The 25,198-nt window shown below is 71.3% G+C and carries 20 protein-coding genes, 4 tRNA genes and 1 other RNA gene; 10 read left to right on the top strand and 15 right to left on the bottom strand.

Annotated elements, in window-relative coordinates:
* Window positions 1-267 precede the first annotated feature (267 nt).
* Window positions 268-525 carry a DUF3073 domain-containing protein gene (locus MKW14_RS35015; RefSeq protein WP_240869972.1) on the top strand — a complete coding sequence of 86 codons (258 nt, stop codon included), beginning with the start codon at window positions 268-270 and terminating at the stop codon, window positions 523-525.
* Window positions 526-674: 149 nt separating this feature from the next.
* On the opposite strand, the gene purM is transcribed toward MKW14_RS35015, so the two are convergent.
* The 6 genes from purM to purS form a co-directional block, all read right to left on the bottom strand.
* Complete coding sequence (purM, locus tag MKW14_RS35010; RefSeq protein ID WP_240869971.1) at window positions 675-1,739, bottom strand: phosphoribosylformylglycinamidine cyclo-ligase; 1,065 nt, start codon at window positions 1,737-1,739, stop codon at window positions 675-677.
* Window positions 1,740-1,784: 45 nt separating this feature from the next.
* A complete protein-coding gene (gene purF / locus MKW14_RS35005; RefSeq protein ID WP_240869970.1) occupies window positions 1,785-3,314 on the bottom strand; it encodes an amidophosphoribosyltransferase in 1,530 nt (509 codons plus the stop codon).
* Between the two features lie 187 nt (window positions 3,315-3,501).
* Window positions 3,502-4,299 carry a maleylpyruvate isomerase family mycothiol-dependent enzyme gene (locus tag MKW14_RS35000; protein ID WP_240869967.1) on the bottom strand — a complete coding sequence of 266 codons (798 nt, stop codon included), beginning with the start codon at window positions 4,297-4,299 and terminating at the stop codon, window positions 3,502-3,504.
* Window positions 4,300-4,615: 316 nt separating this feature from the next.
* Entirely contained in the window at window positions 4,616-6,874 is a 2,259-nt protein-coding gene (gene purL / locus MKW14_RS34995; RefSeq protein ID WP_240869965.1) for a phosphoribosylformylglycinamidine synthase subunit PurL, read from the bottom strand.
* The gene (gene purQ, locus MKW14_RS34990; protein ID WP_133049041.1) at window positions 6,871-7,575 is read right to left on the bottom strand and encodes a phosphoribosylformylglycinamidine synthase subunit PurQ; all 705 of its coding nucleotides are present in this window, start codon (window positions 7,573-7,575) and stop codon (window positions 6,871-6,873) included. The genes purL and purQ overlap by 4 nt, the downstream gene beginning before the upstream one ends.
* The gene (gene purS / locus MKW14_RS34985) at window positions 7,572-7,835 is read right to left on the bottom strand and encodes a phosphoribosylformylglycinamidine synthase subunit PurS (RefSeq protein WP_093501106.1); all 264 of its coding nucleotides are present in this window, start codon (window positions 7,833-7,835) and stop codon (window positions 7,572-7,574) included. The genes purQ and purS overlap by 4 nt, the downstream gene beginning before the upstream one ends.
* 332 nt (window positions 7,836-8,167) lie before the next feature.
* On the opposite strand from purS, the gene MKW14_RS34980 reads away from it, so the two are divergent.
* The 8 genes from MKW14_RS34980 to MKW14_RS34945 all read left to right on the top strand — a co-directional run bounded on the left by MKW14_RS34980 (window position 8,168) and on the right by MKW14_RS34945 (window position 12,773).
* Window positions 8,168-8,485 carry a histone-like nucleoid-structuring protein Lsr2 gene (locus MKW14_RS34980; RefSeq protein WP_240869963.1) on the top strand — a complete coding sequence of 106 codons (318 nt, stop codon included), beginning with the start codon at window positions 8,168-8,170 and terminating at the stop codon, window positions 8,483-8,485.
* A 123-nt stretch (window positions 8,486-8,608) separates the two neighbouring features.
* A tRNA-Gly gene (locus tag MKW14_RS34975) sits at window positions 8,609-8,680 on the top strand.
* A gap of 80 nt (window positions 8,681-8,760) precedes the next feature.
* Window positions 8,761-8,833: transfer RNA gene (locus MKW14_RS34970), tRNA-Gly, on the top strand.
* Between the two features lie 154 nt (window positions 8,834-8,987).
* Window positions 8,988-9,920 carry an ABC transporter ATP-binding protein gene (locus MKW14_RS34965; protein WP_240869961.1) on the top strand — a complete coding sequence of 311 codons (933 nt, stop codon included), beginning with the start codon at window positions 8,988-8,990 and terminating at the stop codon, window positions 9,918-9,920.
* A 92-nt stretch (window positions 9,921-10,012) separates the two neighbouring features.
* Entirely contained in the window at window positions 10,013-10,756 is a 744-nt protein-coding gene (locus MKW14_RS34960) for an ABC transporter permease (protein ID WP_240869960.1), read from the top strand.
* A gap of 17 nt (window positions 10,757-10,773) precedes the next feature.
* Window positions 10,774-12,066, top strand: a complete 1,293-nt coding sequence (locus MKW14_RS34955) for a sensor histidine kinase (RefSeq protein WP_240869958.1) — start codon at window positions 10,774-10,776, stop codon at window positions 12,064-12,066.
* Window positions 12,063-12,677: a response regulator gene (locus MKW14_RS34950; RefSeq protein ID WP_240869956.1), complete on the top strand. Its 615-nt coding sequence runs from the start codon at window positions 12,063-12,065 to the stop codon at window positions 12,675-12,677. The genes MKW14_RS34955 and MKW14_RS34950 overlap by 4 nt, the downstream gene beginning before the upstream one ends.
* Before the next feature lie 23 nt (window positions 12,678-12,700).
* A tRNA-Gly gene (locus MKW14_RS34945) sits at window positions 12,701-12,773 on the top strand.
* Window positions 12,774-12,862: 89 nt separating this feature from the next.
* On the opposite strand, the gene MKW14_RS34940 is transcribed toward MKW14_RS34945, so the two are convergent.
* The 6 genes from MKW14_RS34940 to ffs all read right to left on the bottom strand — a co-directional run bounded on the left by MKW14_RS34940 (window position 12,863) and on the right by ffs (window position 22,149).
* Window positions 12,863-13,762 (bottom strand): phosphoribosylaminoimidazolesuccinocarboxamide synthase, encoded by a 900-nt coding sequence (locus MKW14_RS34940; RefSeq protein ID WP_240869954.1) that lies wholly within the window; start codon window positions 13,760-13,762, stop codon window positions 12,863-12,865.
* A 108-nt stretch (window positions 13,763-13,870) separates the two neighbouring features.
* On the bottom strand, window positions 13,871-15,373 hold the full coding sequence (locus tag MKW14_RS34935; protein WP_240869951.1) for a N,N-dimethylformamidase beta subunit family domain-containing protein: 1,503 nt from the start codon (window positions 15,371-15,373) through the stop codon (window positions 13,871-13,873).
* 207 nt (window positions 15,374-15,580) lie between these two features.
* Window positions 15,581-17,365 (bottom strand): hypothetical protein, encoded by a 1,785-nt coding sequence (locus MKW14_RS34930; RefSeq protein ID WP_240870028.1) that lies wholly within the window; start codon window positions 17,363-17,365, stop codon window positions 15,581-15,583.
* Between the two features lie 386 nt (window positions 17,366-17,751).
* On the bottom strand, window positions 17,752-19,002 hold the full coding sequence (purD, locus tag MKW14_RS34925; RefSeq protein WP_240869949.1) for a phosphoribosylamine--glycine ligase: 1,251 nt from the start codon (window positions 19,000-19,002) through the stop codon (window positions 17,752-17,754).
* Between the two features lie 393 nt (window positions 19,003-19,395).
* Complete coding sequence (locus MKW14_RS34920) at window positions 19,396-21,996, bottom strand: DNA polymerase III subunit gamma and tau (RefSeq protein ID WP_240869947.1); 2,601 nt, start codon at window positions 21,994-21,996, stop codon at window positions 19,396-19,398.
* A 54-nt stretch (window positions 21,997-22,050) separates the two neighbouring features.
* Window positions 22,051-22,149, bottom strand: an RNA gene (gene ffs / locus MKW14_RS34915) — signal recognition particle sRNA small type.
* Between the two features lie 71 nt (window positions 22,150-22,220).
* Here ffs and MKW14_RS34910 point away from each other — a divergent pair.
* Window positions 22,221-22,308: transfer RNA gene (locus tag MKW14_RS34910), tRNA-Ser, on the top strand.
* Between the two features lie 90 nt (window positions 22,309-22,398).
* Here MKW14_RS34910 and MKW14_RS34905 read toward each other — a convergent pair.
* Genes MKW14_RS34905 through MKW14_RS34895 form a run of 3 tightly spaced genes read right to left on the bottom strand, consistent with a single transcriptional unit; the run spans window position 22,399 to window position 25,184 of the window.
* Window positions 22,399-23,640 carry a tyrosine-type recombinase/integrase gene (locus MKW14_RS34905; protein WP_240869945.1) on the bottom strand — a complete coding sequence of 414 codons (1,242 nt, stop codon included), beginning with the start codon at window positions 23,638-23,640 and terminating at the stop codon, window positions 22,399-22,401.
* Between the two features lie 10 nt (window positions 23,641-23,650).
* Complete coding sequence (locus tag MKW14_RS34900) at window positions 23,651-23,878, bottom strand: excisionase family DNA-binding protein (RefSeq protein ID WP_240870026.1); 228 nt, start codon at window positions 23,876-23,878, stop codon at window positions 23,651-23,653.
* A gap of 1 nt (window position 23,879) precedes the next feature.
* Window positions 23,880-25,184, bottom strand: coding sequence for a replication initiator (locus tag MKW14_RS34895; protein WP_240870024.1), 1,305 nt, complete (start codon window positions 25,182-25,184; stop codon window positions 23,880-23,882).
* Between the last annotated feature and the right edge of the window lie 14 nt (window positions 25,185-25,198).

Raw genomic sequence — 25,198 nt, 5'->3', positions numbered from 1 at the left:
CCGCCGGCGGGCACTTGGAGAGAACTCTCACGTCCGTCGGCGGGTCGCCCGTCGAGAAGTGGTTAAAATCGCGGTTGACCAGCGGGGACGGGGCACCCCGAGGGTCCTGGGCGCGGGCACGTCATGCGGGCGACGTACCGTATGGGCGCGGGCTCAGGTACCGTGGAAGCCCTACGGACCGGTCTCTCCACGGAGAGCCCGTTCCAGATCATGAACGCGTGTCAAGACTCTGGGGCCGTCGAGCCCCGTCACCGAGGGGGTCGAGCCATGGGGCGCGGCCGGGCCAAGGCCAAGCAGACGAAGGTCGCCCGCCAGCTGAAGTACAACAGCGGCGGGACTGACCTGTCGCGTCTGGCCAGCGAGCTGGGCGCTTCGACTTCGAGCCAGCCGCCGAACGGCGAGCCGTTCGAGGACGACGAGGACGAAGACGACCCGTACGCCCAGTACGCGGATCTCTACAACGACGACGATGAGGACGAGGACGACCAGCCCGGTCCGTCCTCCCAACATCGTCGCGGCGCGTAGTGCTTGCAGCGGCTTAGCCGTTCAGACCCGGTCCGGGGCCCAGCACCGGACCGGGTCTCATGCTGCCGTCACGGGGCTCCGCCCCGGACCCCGCTCCTCACACTCCCCCACTGCCTCAAGGGCGTCGGGGGACCCCCAAGGGGCTGGATTCACGCGTAGTCGCCCACGAGTTCCGCACCCGTGGTGTGGTCCCCGCGCTCGGTGATCTCTCCGGCGACCCATGCCTCGACCCCGCGGTCCGCCAGGGTCGCAAGAGCCACGTCGGTCGACTCCTCGGGGACGATGGCGATCATGCCGACGCCCATGTTGAGGGTCTTCTCCAGCTCCAGGCGTTCGACCTGACCCGTCTTCCCGACGAGGTCGAAGACCGGGGCCGGGGTCCAGGTGGAGCGGTCGACGACCGCGTGGAGGGTGTCGGGGATCACACGGGCCAGGTTGGCGGCGAGTCCGCCGCCCGTGATGTGACTGAACGCGTGCACTTGGGTCGTCCGGGTGAGCGCCAGACAGTCCAGCGAGTAGATCTTGGTCGGCTCCAGCAGCTCCTCGCCGAGCGTGCGGCCGAACTCCTCCACGCGCGCGTCCAGGGACAGGCCGGCCTGGTTCAGCAGGACGTGCCGGACGAGCGAGTACCCGTTCGAGTGAAGCCCGGAGGCCGCCATGGCGATGACGGTGTCACCCGTACGGATGCGATCCGCGCCCAGCAGCCGGTCGGCCTCCACGACACCCGTACCGGCGCCGGCGACATCGAAGTCGTCCTCGCCCAGCAGCCCGGGGTGTTCGGCCGTCTCGCCGCCCACCAGGGCGCAGCCGGCCAGCACACAGCCCTCGGCGATGCCCTTGACGATCGCGGCGACCCGCTCGGGGTGGACCTTGCCGACGCAGATGTAGTCGGTCATGAACAGCGGCTCGGCACCGCACACCACGATGTCGTCCATGACCATGGCGACCAGGTCGTGGCCGATGGTGTCGTAGACGCCCAGTTGGCGCGCGATGTCGACCTTGGTGCCGACGCCGTCGGTGGCGGAGGCGAGCAGGGGGCGCTCGTAGTTCTTCAGGGCGGAGGCGTCGAAGAGGCCGGCGAAGCCGCCGAGGCCGCCGAGGACCTCGGGGCGCTGCGTCTTCTTCACCCACTCCTTCATGAGCTCCACGGCGCGGTCGCCCGCTTCGATGTCTACGCCCGCGGCCGCGTAGCTGGCACCGGTTGTCTCAGACATGGCTGGTGAGAACTTTCGTGTCGTACGGCAGGTCTTACGGGCCGTCTACGGGCGGCGGATCGCGTCGGCCGCGGCCGTGGCGGCGGGCCCTGCGGCCAGCTCGGTCTCCAGCAGCTGCTTGCCGAGCAGCTCGGGGTCCGGGAGTTCCATCGGGTACTCGCCGTCGAAGCAGGCGCGGCACAGGTTCGGCTTGGCGATGGTGGTCGCCTCGATCATGCCGTCGATGGAGATGTAGGCGAGGGAGTCGGCGCCCAGGCTGGTGCCGATCTCGTCGATCGTCATGCCGTTGGCGATGAGCTCGGCGCGGGTGGCGAAGTCGATGCCGAAGAAGCAGGGCCACTTCACGGGCGGCGAGGAGATCCGGATGTGGACCTCGGCGGCCCCGGCCTCACGCAGCATCCGCACCAGCGCCCGCTGGGTGTTGCCGCGCACGATCGAGTCGTCGACGACGACCAGGCGCTTGCCCTTGATGACTTCCTTCAGCGGGTTCAGCTTCAGCCGGATGCCGAGCTGCCGGATGGTCTGGGAGGGCTGGATGAAGGTCCGGCCGACGTAGGCGTTCTTCACCAGGCCGGCGCCGAACGGGATGCCGGAGGCCTCCGCGTAGCCGATGGCGGCCGGGGTGCCGGACTCCGGGGTCGCTATCACCAGGTCGGCCTCGACCGGGGCTTCCTTGGCGAGCTTGCGGCCCATCTCCACGCGGGAGAGGTAGACGTTCCGGCCGGCGATGTCGGTGTCCGGGCGGGCCAGGTACACGTACTCGAAGACACAGCCCTTGGGCTTCGCGTCCGCGAATCGGGAGGTGCGCAGGCCGTTCTCGTCGACGGCGACGAACTCGCCGGGCTCGATCTCGCGGACGAAGCTCGCGCCGCAGATGTCGAGGGCGGCGGACTCCGAGGCGACGACCCAGCCGCGCTCCAGGCGGCCGAGGACCAGCGGGCGGATGCCCTGCGGGTCGCGGGCGGCGTAGAGAGTGTGCTCGTCCATGAAGACGAGGGAGAACGCGCCACGCACCTTCGGCAGGACCGTGTGGGCGGCCTCCTCGATGGTCAGCGGCTTGCCGTCCTCGTCGACCTGGGCCGCGAGCAGCGCGGTGAGCAGGTCGGTGTCGTTGGTGGCGGCGACGCGCGGGGTGCGGCCGCCCTCCTGCTTGGGCAGGTCGGCGACCATCTCGGCGAGCTGCGCCGTGTTGACCAGGTTGCCGTTGTGGCCGAGCGCGATGGAGCCGTGCGCGGTGGCGCGGAACGTCGGCTGGGCGTTCTCCCACACGGAGGCGCCGGTGGTCGAGTAGCGGGCGTGTCCGACCGCGATGTGACCCTGGAGCGAACCGAGCGAGGTCTCGTCGAAGACCTGGGAAACCAGGCCCATGTCCTTGAAGACGAGGATCTGGGAGCCGTTGCTGACCGCGATACCCGCGGATTCCTGGCCCCGATGCTGGAGGGCGTAGAGCCCGAAGTACGTCAGCTTGGCGACCTCTTCGCCGGGAGCCCAGACTCCGAAAACGCCGCAGGCGTCCTGGGGGCCCTTCTCACCGGGGAGCAGGTCGTGGTTGAGTCGTCCGTCACCACGTGGCACGGCATCGAGTGTAGGCGAGATCGACCACTGGTCCGAATTGGGGATACCCACCGGTAGTGGATCTTCCTCGGCCCACCCCCTTCTGACCTGCGCAAACGCTGGCGGACCCGAGCGTCGTGGCCGGTCCGCGGAGGGCGCGGAGTGAGACGTCCCTCACCCTTCGGGTGGCGCTCCGGCGCGCCGGGGGCTATGCCATCAGCGGCAGCAGCGCGGACAGGTCGGCGCGCTCCCCGCTCGCGCTCACCCGTGCCTCGTCGAGCGCGTCCTTCCAGGCCAGGCGCCCGGTCGCGAGCCGGATCCAGGTCAGCGGGTCGGTCTCGACGACGTTCGGCGGGGTGCCGCGGGTGTGCCGGGGCCCCTCGACGCACTGCACGACGGCGTACGGCGGCACCCGCACCTCCGTCGAACCGCCGGGTGCCTTCGCGGCCAGCGCGTCGGCCAGCAGCCGGGTGCAGGCGGCGAGCGCCTGCCGGTCGTACGGCACCTCGAGGCCCGGCACGGCGGCGTTCAGGTCGTCGGTGTGGACGACGAGTTCGACGGTACGGGTGACGAGGAAGTCGGCGAGCGTGACGGCGCCCTTGCGCCAGGCCAGCACCCGCGGGCCGGGGTTCTCGGCGAGCCGTTCGGCGAGGCGCTCGGCGGTGGCGGCGAGCGCGGCCTCCGGGTCCGGCTCGCGCTCGGCGCCCGCCCGGGCCATGTCGGCGATGGCAGCCGCGTCCACGGTGGTCCCGGACACCCAGTCCAAGGCCGTGATCTCCGCCTTGAAGGGCGCCGGCTGGTCGAGCAGCCGGGAGACCACGTCCGCACTGATCGCGATGTGCGCCACCAGATCCCGCACGGCCCACCCACCGAGCCGCGTGGGCAGCGCGAGCTGTTCGGCGCTGAGCGTGCGGACGCCCTCCCGGACATGGCCGAGCTGACTCAGCACGGCGGCACGGATCTTCACCGGGTCATAGGTACGGACACGCTTCTTGGCCGTGGGCATGCCGACGAGCCTAATCCGCACGCAGACCGGAGACGGCCGGGAGCCGTGCGTGCTGTGCGTCCTCGCCGGAGCAGGTGGGGACGGGGAGCCGGTGCGGGCCTCGCCGAGCATCGCGTCCAGCGCTCGGCCCACGCCGCGAAGGCCGGGGCGTGGGCCGAGGGCCCGCTCGGCGTGGAGCGTCCGGTATTCCGGCCCGGCAGGCGCTCGGTGCAACCGAGGCGGGCGACGCGCCGGGGCCGTGGCCGGGTACCCCGTCCCGGCATGACGAAGGCCCCGCCGGTCCGCGCCGGCGGGGCCCACGTTCTCGTACGAGCGCCTACTTGAGCAGTGCGGGGATGGTCTCCTCGTGGGCCTGGCGCAGTTCCTCCAGGGTGAGCTCGAACTCGCCCTGGAGCTCCACCGATGCGCCGTCGACGACACCGATACGGGTCACGGGCAGGCCGCGCGCGCCGCACATGTCGTTGAAGCGGACCTCCTCGGAGCGCGGCACGGCGACGACCGCGCGCCCCGCCGACTCGGAGAAGAGGAAGGTGAACGCGTCCAGCCCGTCCGGTACGACCAGACGCGCGCCCTTGCCGCCCAGCAGCGCCGACTCCACGACCGCCTGGATCAGACCGCCGTCGGACAGGTCGTGCGCGGAGTCGATCATGCCGTCGCGGGAGGCGGAGATCAGGATCTCGGCGAGCAGCCGCTCACGCTCCAGGTCGACCTTCGGCGGCAGTCCGCCGAGGTGGTCGTGGACCACCTGGGACCAGGCCGAACCGCCGAACTCCTCCCGCGTGTCGCCGAGGAGGTACAGCAGCTGCCCCTCCTCCTGGAAGGCGACCGGGGTGCGGCGGGCAACGTCGTCGATGACGCCCAGCACCGCGACCACCGGGGTCGGGTGGATGGCGGCCTCGCCGGTCTGGTTGTAGAGGGAGACGTTGCCGCCGGTGACCGGGGTGCCCAACTGCTGGCAGCCGTCGGCGAGTCCACGGATGGCCTCCGCGAACTGCCACATGACGGCCGGGTCCTCAGGCGAACCGAAGTTCAGGCAGTCGGAGACGGCGAGGGGCTTCGCGCCCGTCGTCGCCACGTTCCGGTAGGCCTCGGCGAGCGCCAACTGCGCGCCCGCGTACGGGTCCAGCTTGGCGTACCGGCCGTTGCCGTCCGTCGCGATGGCGACGCCGAGGCCGCTCTCCTCGTCGATGCGGATCATGCCGGAGTCCTCCGGCTGGGCCAGCACGGTGTTGCCCTGTACGAAGTGGTCGTACTGCGAGGTGATCCACTTCTTGGAGGCCTGGTTGGGGGAGGCGACCAGCTTCAGGACCTGGTCCTTCAGCTCTTCGCTCGACGAAGGCCGGGGCAGCTTGTTCGCGTCGTCCGCCTGCAGCTCGTCCTGCCAGGACGGGCGGGCGTACGGGCGCTCGTAGACCGGGCCGTCGTGCGCGACGGTGCGCGGGTCGACGTCGACGATCTTGCCGCCGTGCCAGTAGATCTCCAGGCGGTCGCCGTCGGTCACCTCACCGATGACGGTGGCGATGACGTCCCACTTGTCGCAGATCTCCAGGAACCGCTCGACCTTCTCCGGCTCCACGACCGCGCACATGCGTTCCTGCGACTCGCTCATGAGGATCTCCTCGGGCGAGAGCGTGGAGTCGCGCAGCGGTACGTCGTCCAGGGTGACGCGCATGCCGCCGGAGCCGTTGGAGGCGAGCTCGGAGGTGGCGCAGGACAGGCCGGCCGCACCGAGGTCCTGGATGCCGACGACCAGCTTCTCCTGGAAGGCCTCCAGGGTGCACTCGATGAGCAGCTTCTCCTGGAAGGGGTCGCCGACCTGGACGGCGGGGCGCTTCGACGGCTTCGCGTCGTCGAAGGTCTCACTCGCCAGGATCGACGCGCCGCCGATGCCGTCGCCGCCGGTCCGGGCCCCGTACAGGATGACCTTGTTACCCGCGCCGGACGCCTTCGCGAGGTGGATGTCCTCGTGCCGCATCACACCGATGGCACCGGCGTTGACCAGCGGGTTGCCCTGGTAGCAGGCGTCGAAGACGACCTCGCCGCCGATGTTGGGCAGGCCCAGGCAGTTGCCGTAGCCGCCGATGCCGGCGACCACGCCCGGGAGCACACGCTTGGTGTCGGGGTGGTCGGCGGCGCCGAAGCGCAGCGGGTCCACGACCGCGACCGGGCGCGCGCCCATCGCGATGATGTCGCGCACGATGCCGCCGACGCCGGTCGCCGCGCCCTGGTAGGGCTCGACGTACGACGGGTGGTTGTGCGACTCGACCTTGAAGGTGACGGCGTAGCCCTGGCCGACGTCCACGACACCGGCGTTCTCGCCGATACCGACGAGGAGGGCGTCGGACTGGGGGGCCTTCTCGCCGAACTGGCGCAGATGCACCTTCGAGGACTTGTAGCTGCAGTGCTCGGACCACATCACGGAGTACATGGCGAGCTCGGCGCCGGTCGGGCGGCGGCCGAGGATCTCCACCACCCGCTCGTACTCGTCCTTCTTCAGGCCCAGTTCGGCCCAGGGCAGCTCGACGTCGGGGGTCGCGGCCGCGTGCTCGACCGTGTCCAGAGGCGTCCTGCTCATGCGGTGACCAGCTTCTTGAGGATCGAGGTGAAGAACGGGAGGCCGTCGGTACGGCCCGTGCCGATCAGCGGCTCGGTGGCGTGCTCGGGGTGCGGCATGAGGCCCACGACGTTGCCGGCCTCGTTGGTGATGCCGGCGATGTCGTTCAGCGAGCCGTTCGGGTTGCCGCGTTCATCAGCGACTCCGTCGCGGGCCAGGTACCGGAAGGCGACGAGCCCCTCGGCCTCCAGCTTGTCCAGCGTGTACTGGTCGGCGACGTAGCGGCCGTCCATGTTCTTCAGCGGGATGTGGATCTCCTGGCCCTGCTCGTAGTCCACGGTCCAGGCGGTGTCCGCGTTCTCCACCCGCAGCTTCTGGTCGCGGCAGATGAAGTGGAGGTGGTCGTTGCCGAGCATGCCCCCCGGGAGGAGGTGGGCCTCGGTGAGGATCTGGAAGCCGTTGCAGATGCCGAGGACGGGCAGTCCGGCCCGCGCCTGCTCGATGACCGTCTCCATCACCGGCGAGAAGCGGGAGATGGCGCCGGCCCGCAGATAGTCGCCGTAGGAGAAACCACCCGGGAGGACGACCGCGTCCACCTGGTGGAGGTCCTTGTCCTTGTGCCACAGGGCGACCGGCTCGGCACCCGCGAGGCGGATCGCACGCTGGGTGTCCCGGTCGTCGAGGCTGCCCGGGAAAGTGACGACGCCGATACGAGCGGTCACTTCGCGGCCTCCGCGACTTCGTCCACGCGTACGGTGAAGTCCTCGATCACGGTGTTGGCGAGGAAGGATTCCGCAAGATCGTGGATACGGGCGAGCGCGGCCTCGTCGACCGGCCCGTCAACTTCCAGTTCGAAACGCTTTCCCTGACGTACGTCCGAGATCCCCTCGAAACCCAGCCGCGGCAGTGCGCGCTGCACCGCCTGGCCCTGGGGGTCGAGGATCTCCGGCTTGAGCATGACGTCGACTACGACGCGTGCCACGTGCACTCCCGGTGGTGTGGTGCTGAGCAGGTTCCTGCAGTGGTTTCAGACTACCCGCACAAAATTTCTACGCGCGTCGACTTGTAGGAAGCTACGTGACCGCTGTCACGATCCGGCGACGACGGGGGCGCTCACCAAAATTTCCGGGAAAGATACGCGATCGACAGCCGATACCTATTGCGCCCACCCGTCTCCCACCACCACCCTCAATCGAAGTCGCTTCCGCTCCCCCTTGATTTCTGACACGCGGACAGATTTAGTCAGGCTTCACAATGCATTGTCGGGCGCTGTACAAATGAATTGGCAAGTGCCGTACGAAGGGACCGATATTCGTGGCGCAGAAGGTCGTGGTCACTCTCTTTGACGACATCGACGGCTCGGAAGCGGCGGAAACGATCGCCTTCGGACTCGACGGCAAGTCGTACGAGATCGACCTGAATCAAGCCAATGCCAAGAAACTGCGTAAGGCGCTCGCGCCCTACGTGGAGGCCGGCCGCAAGCGGTCGAAGTCTGGCAAGGCCTACCGGCAGACAGAGGTCGCCCCCGATCCGGCGGCCGTCCGGGCCTGGGCCCTGGCCAACAAGATGGACGTACCCGCTCGCGGCCGCATCCCCAAGAAGGTCTACGAGGCCTTCAGCGAGGCCCAGTAGCCGCCGGCCGACGACCGGTCAGCCGCCCCTCGGCGGAACCGACTTGCGCTGCACCCCTCCTGGTCAGCTAGAGTCTGGAGCACGCCGAGGGGCAAGGCCGAAAGGCCCGGCTCCAAAGCACATGCGGGTGTAGTTCAGTAGCAGAACATCCCCCTTCCAGGGGGAAGGCGCAGTGTGCAATTCCTGTCACCCGCTCTGCACCGCCGGTCTGACCACTCTTGTGGATCAGGTAGGCTGGTGCTCGCGCCGATCGGTGGGAGCCGGTCGGAGGCAATGCGGACGTAGCTCAGTTGGTAGAGCGCAACCTTGCCAAGGTTGAGGTCGCGAGTTCGAGCCTCGTCGTCCGCTCTTGAATGAAGGCCCCGGTCATCGACCGGGGCCTTTGTCGTACGCGCCCTGTCCTCCGCGGCTGTCATGCGCGATCTCCGCCTCTGACATTTGTCATGCCGAGTGATGACAGCGCGCACTGCTCCGCGCTCATGGGCGCGGGGACGCTGGTGCCATGGACACGAAGGAACACGTGATTGAGGTCACTGACCTGCGGCGTGTGTACGGGGGCGGGTTCGAGGCGGTGCGCGGAATCACCTTTTCCGTGGACCGCGGCGAGATCTTCGCGCTGCTCGGCACCAACGGCGCGGGCAAGACGTCCACGGTCGAGCTGCTGGAAGGGCTCGCCCGGCCGGCCGGTGGCCGGGTGCGGGTGCTCGGGCACGATCCCCACGGGGAGCGGGCCGCCGTACGGCCACGCACGGGGGTGATGTTGCAGGAGGGCGGCTTCTCCTCCGAGCTGACCGTCGCGGAGACCGCGCGGATGTGGGCCGGGTGCGTGAGCGACGCGCGGCCCGAACAGGAGGCGCTGGAGCTGGTCGGGCTGCGGCGGCGGGCGGACGTACGGGTGAAGCAGTTGTCCGGAGGTGAACGGCGGCGCCTGGACCTCGCGCTCGCGCTGCTCGGGCGGCCCGAGGTGCTGTTCCTGGACGAGCCGACGACCGGACTGGACGCCGAAGGGCGCCGGGACACCTGGGAGCTGGTGCGCGCCCTGCGGGAGGCGGGGACGACGGTGCTGCTCACCACGCACTACCTGGAGGAGGCCGAGGGGCTCGCCGACCGGCTGGCGATCCTGCGCGAGGGGCGCATCGCGGCGACGGGGACACCGGCCGAGGTGAGCGCCCGGCAGCCCGCCCGGATCTCCTTCCGCCTCCCCGACGGCTGGTTCCTCGGCGACCTGCCACCCCTCGCCGGACTGGGGGTGTGCGGCCACGAGACGGACGGGGACGTCGTACGGCTACGCACCCGGGAACTGCAGCGCGCGGCCACCGGACTGCTGACCTGGGCCGAGGGCGCACGAGTGGAACTCCGCGACCTGGACGTGCGCTCGGCGTCGCTGGAGGAGGCGTTCCTGGGGATCGCTCGGGAGCAGGGGGTGGCGGCGTGAAGGGGCTCGGCGGCATGGAGGCACTGCGGGAGCGGACGGTCGGTGCAGGGGCGCGGGCCGGTCGGACGGGGGCTGCGGGTTCAGGGCGGCGGATGCGGGCCCTGGCCCGGGCCGAACTCACCCTGCTCGGGCGCAACCGTGGCGCGGTGGTCACGGCGTTGCTCGTGCCGCTCGCGTTGCCGTTCACCGTGCGGCCCGCGGTCGACCAGGTGGACCTGAAGGCCGAGGGGCTGAACATCGGCACGGTGACGCTGACGGCCGCGATCGGGTTCTCCTTCCTGTTCGCCGTGTACACGTCCCTGGTCGGCGCGTACGTCGCCCGCCGCGAGGAACTGGTCCTCAAACGCCTGCGCACCGGCGAGCTCGACGACGCCGAGATCCTGGCCGGCACCGCGCTGCCCGCCGTCTGCGTCGGCCTCGCGCAGGCCGTCGTCCTCGCCGTCGGCTGCGCGGTGCTGCTGCACCCCGGGGCGCCCAGGGCGCCGTACCTGACCGTCCTCGGGATCCTGGCGGGTCTGGTGCTGAGCGCCGCGTTCGCGGCCCTGACCGCCTCCGTCACCCGGACCGTGGAGAGCGCGCAGGTCACCGCGCTGCCGCTGGTGCTCGTGTCCATGATGGGCTCGGGCATCGCGGTCCCGGCCCAGATCCTGCCCGACCGGCTCGCGAGGGTGTGCGAACTCCTGCCCCTGTCCCCCGCGATCCGGCTCGTCCAGGGCGGCTGGACCGGGCGGTTGAGCGCCTACGAGGCCCTGGGCGCGGTGGCGACCGCCCTGGCCTGGAGCGTGCCGGCGGTGTTTGCTGTACGGCGGTGGTTCCGCTGGGAACCCCGGCGCTGAGGGGAACGGGGGGAGCCGTGTTCGGGCGGATCAGGGGCTGGCAGCGGCGGCACTGGCGGGATCGCAGCAAGGCCGAGCGGGTCGAACTGCAGAGCGTGCTCAGCTGGTACGTGAGCACCTGGCTCTTCTCCCTCTCCTGGCTGGCGCTGCCGCTGGTGGGCGGGGTCGCGCACCGGCCGGTGCCGCTGGCCGTCGGGGGGCTGCTGCTGCTCGTGAGCGCCCTGCAGTGCGCGGAGGCCAACCGGCTCACCCGGACCGTGCTCGACCACTACCTGGGCCGTGCCGCCCTCCCGCCGCACGCCCTGCGCCCCGCCGCCGTCCTCCTCACCGTCGCGCTGGTCCTGCCGCTGGTGCTGGCCGCGCTGGGCGGCACCGAGGCGGTGGCGATCCGGCTCGCCGTCGGCGCCGCGCTGCTGCCGTTCGGGCTGCTGTACGCGCTGGCCCTGCCGATGCGGACCTTCCTGCGCCGGTCGGCCGTGCTCGCCGTGGTCCTCATGGCCGCGTTCGCCTGGACCGATCCGGAGCCCGCCCCGATCCTCATGGTCGGCGTCGTCACCGTTTTCGGGGCGCTCTTCTCGCTGGTCGCCTGCCGCTGCGGCGCCTGGACGCTGTCGGTCCTGTGGGAGGCGGAACGCAACCGCGAGGTCCAGGCCCGGCTCGCGGTGGCGGAGGAACGGCTGCGCTTCGGCCGGGACCTGCACGACGTGATGGGGCGGAACCTGGCCGTGATCGCCCTGAAGAGCGAGCTCGCCGTGCAGTTGGCCCGGCGGGGGCGGCCCGAGGCGGTGGAGCAGATGATCGAGGTGCAGCGGATCGCGCGGGAGTCGCAGCGGGAGGTACGGGACGTCGTACGGGGGTACCGGGAGGCCGACCTCGGCGTCGAACTGGCCGGAGCGCAGGGGGTGTTGAGCGCCGCCGGGATCGAGTGCGCGGTGCGGGGGACGGATGTGGCGGGGCTGGATGCGCGGGTGCAGGGGGTGTTGGGGTGGGTGGTGCGGGAGGCCACGACGAATGTGCTGCGGCACGGGGACGCTGCGCTATGTGACATATCACTGGACGTTGAACGGGATCGTGTGGTGCTGACCGTGCAGAACGACGGGGCGTCCGCCCCCGCCCCCGCCCCCGACCTCGCGCCCGCCCCCGCGCCGGGCCGGGGGTCCGGACGGGGGTCCGGACTCGCCGGGCTGTACGAGCGGTTGTCCGCGGTGGGCGGGACGCTGGAAGCGGGGCCGGTCGGCGGCGGCCGGTTCCGGGTGGTGGCCGAGGTGCCGTTGCGTGTGCGTGAGAGCGTGAGCGAGGTCACCGCATGACGGGCGTCGTACGACTGCTCCTCGCCGACGACGAGCATCTGATCCGGGGCGCGCTCGCCGCGCTGCTCTCCCTGGAGGACGACCTCGTCGTGGTCGCCGAGGCCGCGAGCGGTCCCGAGGCGCTGGCCATGGCCCGGGCGCACCAACCGGACGTGGCCGTACTCGATCTCCAGATGCCCGGCGCGGACGGTGTGAAGGTCGCCACATCGCTGCGGGCGGAACTGCCCGGCTGCCAGGTGCTGATCGTCACCAGTCACGGGCGGCCCGGGCATCTGAAGCGGGCGCTCGCCGCAGGAGTGCGCGGGTTCGTGCCGAAGACGGTCAGCGCCCAGCGGCTCGCGGAGATCATCCGGACCGTGCACGCCGGGAACCGTTACGTCGACCCGGAGTTGGCCGCCGACGCCATCGCCGCCGGGGACTCCCCGCTGACCGTCCGGGAGGCGGAGGTGCTGGAACTCGCGGCCGACGGGGCGCCCGTCGCGGAGATCGCCGAGCGGGCCGCGCTGTCGCAGGGGACCGTACGGAACTACCTGTCCTCGGCCGTCTCGAAGCTCGGGGCGGAGAACCGGCACTCGGCCGTGCGTCTCGCGCGGGAGCGGGGTTGGGTATAGTTGCTCTCGCGCCACGGCGCAACGCGGACGTAGCTCAGTTGGTAGAGCGCAACCTTGCCAAGGTTGAGGTCGCGAGTTCGAGCCTCGTCGTCCGCTCTGGATCAGGGCCCCGGTCATCGACCGGGGCCTTTGTCGTGCGCCCGCGGGGGTACGGCCCCGGTCGCCCGCCGGGGCCGTCCCGTGCGTCAGCTCCAGCTGGTGCCCGTCAGACGCTCGTACGCCTCCAGGTACTTGGCGCGGGTCCGCTCCACGACCTCCTGCGGCAGCGGCGGCGGGGGCTGCTCGCTCCTGCGGTCCCAGCCGGAGGCTGGCGAGGTCAGCCAGTCGCGCACGAACTGCTTGTCGTACGAGGGCTGCGGGTGCCCGGGCTCCCACTCCTCGGCCGGCCAGAAACGGGAGGAGTCCGGGGTGAGGACCTCGTCCGCGATGACGAGGGTGTCCCCGTCGAAGCCGAACTCGAACTTGGTGTCCGCGAGGATGATCCCGCGCTCCCGGGCGATGTCCCGGCCACGGGCGTAGACGGCGAGGGTCGCCTGGCGCAGCCGGGCGGCGGTGTCGGCGCCGACCTGGCGGGCGACCTCCTCGTAGGAGACGTTCTCGTCGTGCTCTCCGACGGCGGCCTTGGTGGCCGGGGTGAAGATCGGGGCGGGGAGTTCGCTGCCGTCGACCAGGCCCTCGGGGAGGGCGAGACCGCAGACGGTGCGGGACTCGTCGTACTCCAGCAGGCCGGAACCCGTGAGATAGCCGCGGGCGACCGCCTCCACCGGGATCATCTGCAGCGGCTTGCACACCAGGGTGCGGCCGGCCCATTCGGCGGGGGCGCCGGCGGGGAGTTCGGTGCTCAGGACGTGGTTGGGGATCAGATCGGCGATCTGGTCGAACCACCACAGGGACAGCTGGGTGAGGACCCGGCCCTTGTCGGGGATGTCGGTCGGCAGCACCCAGTCGAAGGCGGAGATGCGGTCGCTGGCGACCATCACGAGGTCGCCCGCCTCGTTCTGGTACAGCTCGCGCACCTTGCCGGTGTGCAAGTGCACCAGGCCCGGAACCTGCAGCGGCTCGGGCTTTTCTACGAATCCGGACACGGTTCCTCCCCGTGGTTCTGTCCAAGTGGCTCAATTCTCCCGTATGCCGGGTCTCGCCGTTGGAGTGGGGTGGGCTCGAGTGGGGCGGTGACGTGGGCTTACGTGAGCTCAGTCACGTTTGCAGATGCGGTCCAGGAGGTTGGCGGTGGCGCGCTGGACGCGTTCGTCGACGTGGCCCGGACGGTCCAGGGACGGGGACCAGGCGAACGTCCCGGAGGCGAAGACGAGGGCGCCGGAGGGGGCGCGGTAGAGGGACGTCTCCTGGTGGCGCGGGACGCCCTCGGCGTCGGTGTAGGGGGAGTGCGCGAGCAGGATGCGCTCCTCGTGCTCGGGCAGCGGGGTGCGCGGGAAGTAGCGGTCGGCCTCGCCCGCGACGAGGCCCTCGATCTCCTCGCCCTCGTGCGTACCCGTGGCCTCCCACAGCCAGTGGTCGGCGTTGCGGACGATCAGCGGATGCGGCTCGGGGACCCGGCCCGCGTACTGGATGCCGACCACCTGCTGTTCGGGGCGGTCTACTTCACGCCACAGCACGGGCCGGCCGGGGCCCTTGCGTTTTCGGCAGGTGAGCAGGCGGTCGGGGACACCGGACGGGGAGGGGCCCAACTCCGCCTGCCAGTACATGGTGTTGGCGGAGAGGAAGACGAGGGAGGTGCCGTTCTCGCGGGCCAGCTCGACGGTACGGCGCATGCCGGTCGACCAGTACTCGTCGTGGCCGGGGAAGACCAGTCCGCGGTAGCGGGTGGGGTCCACGCGGCCGGCGTGCAGATCCCGGGCGTCGGCGTAGGCGAGGTCGTAGCCGTAGCGCTCGGCGTAGCGGATGAAGTCGTAGGCGTGGCCGACGTGCAGGGGCAGGCCGGCGCCGGCGTACGGACGGTCGAAGGAGACCGTCGTCGCCGCGTCCGACTCGCCGAGCAGCCGGCCCTGTTCGTCCCAGGCGTGGTAGAGGCTGGCGCCGGTGCGGCCGTCCTCCGGGTAGAGGTTGTACGCCTGCCAGGTCACGTCGGGCAGCAGCAGGAGCAGGTCGGCGGGGTGGTTGTCGCGGACCGTGAAGGGGATGTGCGAGCGGTAGCCGTCGGCCGTGGTCAGGACGGCGACGTACGCCCCGATGCTCCAGTAGCTCGGGATCTGCAGCCGCCAGGACAGCCACCAGTGGTGGCAGGAGACCGTGCGGTCCGCGGTCAGCGGCGGGGGCTGGACGATGCCCGAGAGGCGGGGGCTGGTGGTGATCTTCGCGGCGCCGTCTCCGCCGTAGTGGCCGATGCGGTAGACGTCCACGGCGAACTCCTGCGGCGGGTCGACCGTGACATGGAAGTCGACGGCGTCGCCGGGGGACACCGCGCCGGTGGAGATGAAGCCCTTGATCTGCCGGCGGACGTCGTCGGCCGAGCGGGGGCCGCCTCCGGAGCGGGGCGCGGGGACGCGGGTGCCGCCGGCGGACGTCCGGGGGGAGGGCTGGGGGGCCTGGTCCACGTACCAGGGGACGACCTGGCCGGTGTCGTCGAAGTAGGTCTCCGTGCCGCGCAGCCAGGGGACCGGGCCCTGGCCGAAGGGATCGGTCACGGCGTGCGCCAGCGCTCCGGATTCCCAGCGGCGGATCTGCTCCGGCCCCATGGTCGCTCCCCTCCCTCGTGCCCCCGTGGTCGCTTGCTCGCCTGTCCTGTGCCGTATGCCCTTGCCATGTGCCCGATCGGTCCAAGCACATCACATTACGCACGCAGGTGGTCACTAGTCGTTGCGAATTGGCCAGAAGAGGAATGCGGGGTTCCGAAGGGCTGGGGGAGCGTGGCGGAGGGTTACGGAGGTGATGCGGTCGGGCGGTCAGCCCAGGCGCACCGGCTTTTCCGGGCGTATGCCGGATTCGCGCAGCCAGGCCCGCAGGGGAGCCGGGTCGCCGTCCTCGACGAGGCTGAGGACCCGGGGGGTGAGGTCGGTGGCCCGTTCGCCGTTGAGGAGGAGGGTGGGGCCGTCCAGCCAGTCCAGGCCGGGGGTCGCGCCCGCGGTGTCCATGGCGGCGCAGCAGACCATCGCGGTGACGTGCTCGGTGAGCAACTCGCGGGCGCTGCGGGGTGGTTGGAGCGGGAAGAGGGGGAGCGTCGCGTCGTCCCAGGGGACCGCGTCGGGGGTGGCCGGGCGGACGGGGGCGGCGGTGGCTTCCTCGCGGGAGAGCAGGGTGGTCAGGGCGGCGGCGAGAGTGGCGGCGGGGCCGTCGGGCTCGGGTTCGTCGTCGCCTTCGGCCTCGATTCCGTCCACACCTGGGTGACGTTCGACCTCGGTTGCCGTCGGCCCCTTGGAAACCAGGGCCTCCTCGCCGTCGGTGGTGGCCGCGGGTCCGTGCGGCGTCGACAGGTGGTCCATGACGCGGGCCAGGTTGGGGCCCTCGGGTGGTGTCGGAGCGGGGCCGGTGGTGATGCCCAGGGTGTCCAGGACCCGGTGGAGGCGGGCCGCGTCCGTGCGCCATTTGCGGTCCACGACCTCGTCCGGGTACTCCTGCCAGTCGACCGGGGACCAGTCGGGGCCGGCCTCGGGGCCGCCGTGGAAGAGGCGGGCGGCGAGCAGGGAGGCGGCCTCGTCGACCGTGCCGGGCTCCTCCAGGAGGTCGCAGGCGGGGCGCTCGCCCAGCCGGGAGGCGAAGCCCTCGGCCAGACGGTCGCGGCGGGACAGCTCGGTGAGCGCCGCCACCACCCCGGCGTCCAGGCGAGAGGGCCAGCGGCCCATCCGCCAGGCCGGCAGCGCCACCCGGGTGAGCAGCCGGTCCCAGCCCGCGTAGGCCAGACCGACCTGTTCCTGGGCGACGATGCGCAGGCCGTAGTCCACAGCCTGTGCACGCTCGGCGGCGGCCGCCGCGACCCCGCGCTCCATCAGCGCCGCGTGCTCCCGACAGCTACGCAGGAGAAGACGGGCCACCGCGCCGATCCCCACGCACACCACACGGCTCGCCGGACAGCGCCCGGACGACGAGGAGACGGCCACGGCGGCGTCCAGCCCCCGGACGAAACGGCGGGCCGCGGCTATGTCGGGGTGGGCCGAGGGACCCGTACCGGCGACGACCGGCGCGAGGACCGCGCGCAGCTCGCCGACGCGCATCCACCACAGGAACGGGGAGCCGATGACGAGGACCGGCGCGGCCGGCGTACGGCGGTGGTGCGAGGCGCGGACGCCCGCTATCTCGTCCGCGCGGTCGTCGGCCGGTGGCGGGCCGTGGGCCGGGTGGGTGCGGTCCTCGAGCCAGCTGTCGCAGTCCGGGGTGAGCGCTATCGCGGACGGTGCCGGGACGTCGAGCCGGTCGGCGAGGTCGCGCACCATCCGGTACAGGTCGGGGGCGGACTCCTCCGCTATCGGAACCGTCGGGGTCACGGCCGGCCGGGCTCGCGCGATGACCAGCGCGACGGCGCCGGCGGCCAGCAGGACCGCCACGGCGACGGGGGTCACGGCCCAGCGGGCCGCGTGCCAGAAGGAACCCACCAGATGCCCCGTGGAACCGCCCGCCAGAAGGATCACGGCGAGGGCCGCGGGGAGCAGGCCCACGGCCAGCGCACGGCTGCGGACGCGCAGCACGGCGAGAGCCCTTGAGCGCGCTGCCTGCGCGCCCGCTTCCACACCCATCGCGGTACCGGTCACGACCGGACCTCACCCCCCTCCCTGACTGTCCCGGCCTGCTGGCCGTCTGGCGTTGTCCACTCCCCCACTGTGGCACCCGCCACTGACATCGCAATGCCGGTGGGCCAAGTGCCGGAACGCTTGCGCCGCACCCTAGTTGGGGCCCCCGCCCTCGTCAGCCGGATGGGGCAGCGGCCACTCGATGGAATGGCTTTGGTCAGAGGTGGATGACGGTCAGCGAGGATCAGGCCCCGGTTTTTGACTCAGGTTCGAATTCACCGCCGGGTGCTTTCGGGCCGGCTTCGCGGGGTGGGGACGGCATTCAGGCCCCGCATCCGAAGACGGACACGGGGCCTGGAGGGTTCATCCGGACTTCCGGGGGCGTACGCCGGTCAGGCGCCCGCCGCCTTCGCCGCGATGTCGGTGCGGTGCTGGGAGCCGTCGAGCCGGATGCGGGCCACGGCCCGGTAGGCGCGGTCACGGGCCCCGGTGAGGTCCTTGCCGGTCGCCGTGACCGACAGGACGCGTCCACCGGCGCTGACGACCGCGTCGCCGTCGCGCTTGGTGCCGGCGTGCAGGACGTAGGCGTGCGGGGCGTCCTCGGCGGCCACTTCGTCGAGGCCCGTGATCGGGTCGCCGGTACGCGGGGTGCCGGGGTAGTTGTGCGAGGCGACGACCACGGTGACCGCGGCGTCCTCGCTCCAGCGCAGGGGCTCCAGGTCGGCGAGGGTGCCGTTCGCGGCGGCGAGCAGGACGCCGGCCAGCGGCGTCTTCAGCCGGGCCAGGACCACCTGGGTCTCCGGGTCGCCGAAACGGGCGTTGAACTCGATGACCCGGACACCGCGCGAGGTGATCGCGAGTCCGGCGTAGAGCAGGCCGGAGAACGGGGTTCCGCGGCGGCGCATCTCGTCCACCGTCGGCTGCAGAACCGTCTGCAGGACCTCGTCCACGAGCTTGGGGTCGGCCCACGGGAGCGGGGAGTACGCGCCCATGCCGCCGGTGTTCGGGCCCTCGTCGCCGTCGAGGGCGCGCTTGAAGTCCTGGGCCGGCTGGAGCGGGAGGACCGTCTGGCCGTCGGTGATCGCGAAGAGGGAGACCTCGGGGCCGTCCAGGAACTCCTCGATGACCACGCGCTCGCAGGAGTTCGCGTGGGCCCGGGCGGTGTCGAGGTCGGCGGTGACGACGACGCCCTTACCGGCCGCGAGACCGTCGTCCTTGACGACGTAGGGGGCACCGAAGGCGTCGAGGGCCGTGTCGACCTCGTCGGGGGTGGTGCAGACGTACGACCGGGCGGTGGGGACTCCGGCGCCGGCCATCACGTCCTTCGCGAAGGCCTTCGACCCCTCGATCTGCGCGGCCTCCTGGGAGGGGCCGAAGACCGGGATCCCCGCCTCCCGCACGGCGTCGGCCACACCGGCCACGAGCGGCGCCTCCGGGCCCACGACCACGAGCTCGGCGCCGAGCTGTTCGGCCAGCGCGGCCACGGCCTTGCCGTCGAGGGCGTCGACCGCGTGCAGCTCGGCCACCTCGGCGATGCCGGCGTTGCCGGGGGCGCAGTGCAGAGCGGTGACGTCGGGGTCGAGGGACAGGGAACGGCACAGGGCGTGTTCGCGGGCGCCGCTACCGATGACGAGGACCTTCACGGGGTTCAGGGTAACCGGCGCGGCCTTGTGGAGGTTGCCGAGGGCGGGCGGGGGGCTGAGCTGTAGGTTCCTCCAAGGGGCGACCGGGCGTCCTGGGGTGCCCTCTGTGGGGTCGCGCGCCGGACGTCGGGGCTTGGCGCTCCGGGAGCTGCGCCCCGGCGTCGCGGTTGCCCTGCTGGGGGTTGCCCTTGTGGGGTTGCGCCCCCAGCCCCCCGCCTTGCCCCTGAACAGGCCTTGGCCTCAAATCGCCGACTACGGCGGCCGCCGGACGGGCGCGAGGAGGCAAGCCCGCGACCTCGAGCAGCTGGACGGCCGGGCCACCGCCCCAGACGGCCTGCGGGGATCGTGGCGCCTACGAGCGCCGCCGGTGGACGGGGTCGGTCGGTCCCCCCGTCACTCGTTCGTGAACTCCTCCACCACCGTCGCTCCCAGTTCCCGGACGATCAGTTCGTGACCGGAGAGGGCCGATTCGTTGAGGTCGGGGTCGTCGTCCTCGGGGATGTCGTCCTCCGGAGCGACCGGTGCGGGGGGCTCGGGGGCGGGCGGGTGGGGCGTCGATGCGGTCGCCGCAGGGGGAGTCGGAACGGACGGGGATGCGGTGGGGGTGGTGGGCATGGTGGGCGCCGACTGCGGCGGTGCCGGGCGCTGAGCCGTCGTGGCACCGCCGTAAGAGGCACCGGTGTAGGAAGCGCTGGGGGCGCCGGTCGTGCCGTAGCCGCCTCCCCCTCCGCCACCGCCGCCGTAACCGCCCTGCGCACCGCCCCCGCCGTTGAAGCCGGAGGGGCCGCCGCCCGGCGCGGGGGCCGAGCCGCCGGACGTGTCGACGATCGCCTCGATCTTCCACTGCACGTTGAACTGCTCGGCCAGCGCCTGGCGCAGCACGTCCTCGCTGCCGCTGCTCGCGAAGTTGTCCCGGGCGCCGGCGTTGACGAAGCCCAGCTGCAAGGTCGTGCCGTCGAAGCCGGCGACCTGGGCGTTCTGGCTGAGCAGGATCCAGGTGAAGCGGCGGCGGTTCTTGACGGCCTCCAGGATGTTCGGCCAGAGCATGCGGGGGTCGAGACCGCCGCTGGGAGGCGCGTAGGCGGGCGGGGGGGACGCTGATGCCGGTGACTGTGGGGCCGGTACGGGGGTCGATGGGGCCGGAGTCGAGGGGGCGATGGGCGCGGCTGGAACCTGACCGGCCCCTGCCCCTGCCCCTGCCCCTGCCCCTGCCCCTGCCCCTGCACCGGCACTGGCGCCCGCGCCCGCCGCGTTCGCCGTCGGCCAGCCGCCGGGGCGCCGGCCGCTGCCCGCGGTGGCCGCGGTGGGCCAGGCGCCGGGCGCGGGAGCCTGAGCGGGGCCCGGGACGGGCGTCGCGGGCGACGAGGGCTGATGTTGAGGGTGAGCGTGCTCGGGCCGGCCTCCGGGAGGAGTACCACCGGGTGTGCCCGGACCGGTGGACTCGCCGGCCGGATCGCCAGAGGTCACCGGCTCGGGCGTACCGCCCACCGCCGGACCGCCTGCTCCACCCCCCGGACTCCCACCACCAGGCACACCACCGCCCGGCACGGAGCCACCCTGACCGAACCCACCGGGCCCGGCCCCACCCGGCACAGAACCCCCCGCCCCGAAACCGCCCGGCGTCGACCCCGCAGGCACGCCACCCCCCGGCGCCCCCGGCGCCCCGGCACCGGAGCCCCGTACCGCCGCCCTCGCCGCAGCCGGACCACCGCCGGGAGGAACCGGACCAGGACCAGGACCAGGACCAGAACCGGCCGCCATCGGTCCCGCATGCGCCTCAGGACCCGGTACGTAGCCCATCGCAGGCGCGCCCGTGCCCCCGCCCGCCGAGAAGTTGACGCCCCGCTCCAGACGGTCGAGGCGGGCCATGACCGAGCGTTCGTCACCGTAGGCGGCGGGGAGCAGCACGCGCGCGCAGATGAGTTCGAGCTGGAGGCGAGGCGAGTTGGCGCCGCGCATCTCGGTGAGGCCCTCGTTGACGAGGTCGGCCGCACGGCTGAGCTCGGCCGCGCCGAAGGTGCTCGCTTGGGCCTGCATCCGTTCGATGACGTCGGCGGGGGCGTCGATGAGCCCCTTCTCGGCGGCGTCCGGCACGGCGGCGAGGATCACCAGGTCGCGCAGCCGCTCCAGCAGGTCGGCGACGAAACGGCGAGGGTCGTTGCCGCCCTCGATGATCCGGTCGACGACCTCGAACGCGGCGGCGCCGTCGCCGGTCGCGAAGGCCTCGACGACGGAGTCGAGGAGGGAGCCGTCGGTGTAGCCGAGGAGGGAGGTGGCCATGGCATACGTCACACCCTCCTCCCGCGCACCGGCGAGCAGCTGGTCCATGACGGACATCGAGTCACGCACGGAACCCGCGCCGGCGCGCACGACGAGGGGCAGGACGCCGTCCTCGACCGGGATGTTCTCCTTCTGGCACACCTGGCCGAGGTAGTCCCGCAGGGTCCCCGGCGGCACGAGCCGGAAGGGGTAGTGGTGGGTGCGCGACCGGATGGTGCCGATGACCTTCTCGGGCTCGGTGGTGGCGAAGATGAACTTGAGGTGCTCCGGGGGTTCCTCGACGACCTTCAGCAATGCGTTGAAGCCCGCCGACGTGACCATGTGGGCCTCGTCGATGATGTAGATCTTGTACCGGCTGGCGGCGGGTCCGAAGAAGGCCTTCTCGCGCAGCTCACGGGCGTCGTCCACACCACCGTGAGAGGCCGCGTCGATCTCGATGACGTCGATCGAGCCCGGGCCGTTCCGCGCCAGGTCGCGGCAGGACTGGCACTCACCGCAGGGAGTCGGTGTGGGGCCCTGCTCGCAGTTCAGGCAGCGGGCCAGGATCCGGGCGCTGGTCGTCTTGCCGCATCCGCGCGGGCCGCTGAACAGGTACGCGTGATTGACCCGGTTGTTCCGCAGGGCCTGCTGCAACGGGTCGGTGACATGCTCCTGCCCGATGACCTCGGCGAACGACTCCGGGCGATAGCGGCGGTACAGCGCGAGAGACGACACGCATACGAGGTTATAGGCGCCCACTGACAACCAGCCCCGCCGCCGGGACCACGGAACGCAAGCGCCCCCCACGCACCCGCCAGAGCCAACCTACCCTTGCTGCCTTCCGGCCCTGGGGGAGTTCAGTCAGATAGCGCCGCGTGAGGGGCTCCGCACAGAGTACCCGACGTCAGCGGGTGGAACGAGTTCGCGAGCACTCCTCTCGGTCATGTAATGTTTCCGGCGGAGGATTCGCCTAGAGGCCTAGGGCGCACGCTTGGAAAGCGTGTTGGGGGCAACCCCTCACGAGTTCGAATCTCGTATCCTCCGCCAGTGCCTCACCGGGCACGATGTCGAAGGGCCCCACCGTTCGCGGTGGGGCCCTTCGACGTTGTCCGTCTCAGTTTCCGTCTCAGTTCGGCTTCAGTCGGTCTTGGGCGGCTCCCAGAAAGCGTCGCCGACTTGCTGGGCGACTTTGCGGAGCAGCGTCCCCGTGACATGCATGTAGCGAGCGCGCATCCGGGCCGCTCCCCCAGGCTCCCATCCCATGATCGCGTCGACCACGACGTCCGGGACGCCGAGGATCAGAAGGACAGTCGCGGCGGTGTGGCGAGCGTCATGGAGACGGCCGTCTCGTACACCCGCGTTTCTGAGGAGCTTCTTCCAGGTGTGGAAGTCGGTGTTCGGGCTGAGGGGTCCGCCGGTCGGGGAAGCGAAGACGTATCCCTTGTCCTCCCAGTCGGTACCGGCGGTGATCCGTTCCCTTTCCTGCTCCTCCTGGTGCTGGCGGAGGAGCTTGATCAGCGGGTCGGGCAGGCCGATCGTGCGACGTCCGGCACGGGACTTGGTGGACTTGTGCTCTCGGCGGGTTTGCTGCTTCTGAGGGCAGTAGCCCGCCTTCCGGCCGCAGGGTTTGTCACCGCATCCGTGGGCGTACTTGGGCCGAAGCCGGTTCTTACGGATGCGGACGTAGCCCGCGTCCAGGTCGACGTCTTCCCAGTGGAGCCCGAGTGCCTCCCCCTGGCGGAGGCCGAGCGCCAGGGCGACGACCCAGCGAGCGCTGTTGCGGAGCTTGGCGGCCTCGACCAGGAGGCTCTGAACCTCCTCGATCGTGAACGGCTCGATGTCCTCTTCTTCGAGACGCGGAGCCTTGGCGATCTCGGCGACGTTGGTGGCCACATGCCCACGCCGCTTGGCTTCACCGAGGGCAACTCGGATCGTCCGGTGAGCGTGGTGAGCGGTGCCGGCAGAGCTTCCGGCCTCCTGCATCTTCCGGTAGAAGCGCTCCAGGTGCTCGGGCTCCAACTTGTCGAGCTTGTGAGCGCCCAGGCCGGGCACGAGGTGAACGCGTACGTCGACCTCGTAGCCGTCGTACGTGTTCTCGGAGACGTACGGCTTGGCGATGTTCTCGACCCAGTGCTCAAGCCAGGCTTGGACGGTCCAGCTCTGGCCCGGTTTCCTGAGCTTCTTCTCATCGCGTGCCCGCTCCATGTCGCGGACAGCCCTGGTCACCTCGGCTTTTGTCTTGCGCTCGATGTGACGGCGGTCAGGTGTGCCGTCATCCTTCACACCGACCGTCACTCGTCCGTGCCATTTGCCGTCCTTGCCGAAGTAGATCGACGAGGCCCCATTAGGTTGGCGTGTGCGCTTCTTCTTCTCTGCCATGACGTCCCCCTCACGCTGCTTCTGCGGGGCGGCGGCGAAGCTTGCTGACGTACGCGGGCACGGCATCGGCGGGAACGCGACGCAGCCGCCCAACGGTGACGGACTCGATCTCTCCGGCCAGAACGAGCCGAAAGCACGTCGTACGGCCGATGCGGAGCCGTCTCGCCGCCTCCTCAACAGTCAGAAGGACCAAGGACCGATCGAAGGGATCAGTGGACCCGGTATCAGCGAGATGCAGATCAGCCACGGGTTGGCTCTCCTTCCGTTCCGGGGGCGGGTTCGAGGGATTCGGCAAGCCAGGCCTCAGCGGAGGACAGGCCGGTTCCGGCGAAGACCCAGTGCGCGAGGACGTATGTGGTGTCGGTGTCGCGTTCGGGTTGTGCGGCGGCTGCTTGGGCGCGGCGCCATTCGGCGCGGGCGTCGCGGAGGGCGCCGAGGGTGGTGGAGTAGCGGCGGGACTTGGTGGAGAAGTGGCCGCGGAAGCCGAGCATGTGGGCCCAGGCGCGCAGGCGGAGGTGTTCGAGGTTCTTAAGTGCGCCGAGGTCCCAGGCGGTTCGGATCAGTCGGCGGGCGTGGTCGCTGATGTCGAGCTGGGCGAGTTCGGCGGCGAACTTCAGGGGGCGGTCGAGAGCTCCCGTGGCGGTGTCGGCGCCCTTGGTGGCGTACTTGGCGATGTACGCCGCTACAGCCCGCTCGGTGAGTTCCTGACCGTCGTTGAAGTCGGCGGATTTGATGGTGCGGACGTCGAGTTGGCGGCCGAAGGTGAAGGTATGGGCACGGCCGTCGATGATCGGTCCGTCCACGCGGACCTTGGCGGTTGCGGTGCGGATGGCCTCGGTGAGGAGTTCGGCTGTGGCCCAGGCCGGAGGCGGGGTGTCGCCGCCTCCGGGGCCGTCGATGCGGATGACGGCGTGGAAGTGGACGGCGCCGCGTTTCTGGTATTCGGCGACCTTGGCGAAGGAGACGCGGGCGTGGTCGCGGAACCGGCGCTGCGAGAGGCCCGCGCGCTTGGCGACTTCCCGGTGCAGGTAGGTCGAAAAGCGGCGCCAGAGGGCTCCGGCGTGGGCGTTCCAGAGCACGGCTGCTTCGTAGTCGTAGGTGTCGGGGTTGAGTGGGGTGCCGAGGGTGTCGTCGTCCTGGTCGTGGTGGGCGCCGCAGCGGCAGGGACGGCCGCTGGAGGGGCGGTTGTGGACCGGGCCGAAGCTGGGGGCGGTGAAGGTGGCGAAGACGCGGGGGTGGGTGGCGACGTGTTCCGGGGTGCCCTTGCCGCCGCGGAGGCCTGCGGTGATCAGGTGGAAGGTGTCGCGGCGGTAGACCTCCGCGCAGGCCGGGCAGCGGGTGGTGCGGCGGTTGTTGCAGCGGACGAGGAGTTGGCCGGCGGGAAGGTCGGTGGAGTCGAGGTGGTGGAGGACGTTGCCGATCTCGCCGGTGGTGGTGTCGACGTCGTACTCGGTGCGGTGGCCGTCGAGGCGGATGGGGTGGGTGCAGCCGCCGAGGGTGGAGAGCTGGCGGAGGATACCCGGGAGGGTGCCCTGTGCGGCCAGGTTCGCGACTTCCG

It is taken from the genome of Streptomyces gilvus, assembly GCF_022513565.1.
Taxonomy (GTDB): Bacteria; Actinomycetota; Actinomycetes; order Streptomycetales; family Streptomycetaceae; genus Streptomyces; species Streptomyces gilvus.
Note: the sequence above shows the minus strand (reverse complement) of the source record. Positions and strands in the feature narration are given on the sequence as shown.

Bases quoted from the DNA above. Each gene is read 5' to 3' on its own strand.
- MKW14_RS34960 (WP_240869960.1), top strand. From the start codon at position 10,013: ATGCGGGCCCTGGCCCGGGCCGAACTCACCCTGCTCGGGCGCAACCGT.
- purL (WP_240869965.1), bottom strand. From the start codon at position 6,874: ATGAGCAGGACGCCTCTGGACACGGTCGAGCACGCGGCCGCGACCCCC.
- MKW14_RS34905 (WP_240869945.1), bottom strand. From the start codon at position 23,640: ATGGCAGAGAAGAAGAAGCGCACACGCCAACCTAATGGGGCCTCGTCG.
- MKW14_RS35015 (WP_240869972.1), top strand. From the start codon at position 268: ATGGGGCGCGGCCGGGCCAAGGCCAAGCAGACGAAGGTCGCCCGCCAG.
- MKW14_RS34950 (WP_240869956.1), top strand. From the start codon at position 12,063: ATGACGGGCGTCGTACGACTGCTCCTCGCCGACGACGAGCATCTGATC.
- purM (WP_240869971.1), bottom strand. From the start codon at position 1,739: ATGTCTGAGACAACCGGTGCCAGCTACGCGGCCGCGGGCGTAGACATC.
- MKW14_RS34935 (WP_240869951.1), bottom strand. From the start codon at position 15,373: ATGGGGCCGGAGCAGATCCGCCGCTGGGAATCCGGAGCGCTGGCGCAC.
- MKW14_RS34930 (WP_240870028.1), bottom strand. From the start codon at position 17,365: ATGGGTGTGGAAGCGGGCGCGCAGGCAGCGCGCTCAAGGGCTCTCGCC.
- MKW14_RS35000 (WP_240869967.1), bottom strand. From the start codon at position 4,299: ATGCCCACGGCCAAGAAGCGTGTCCGTACCTATGACCCGGTGAAGATC.
- MKW14_RS34965 (WP_240869961.1), top strand. From the start codon at position 8,988: ATGGACACGAAGGAACACGTGATTGAGGTCACTGACCTGCGGCGTGTG.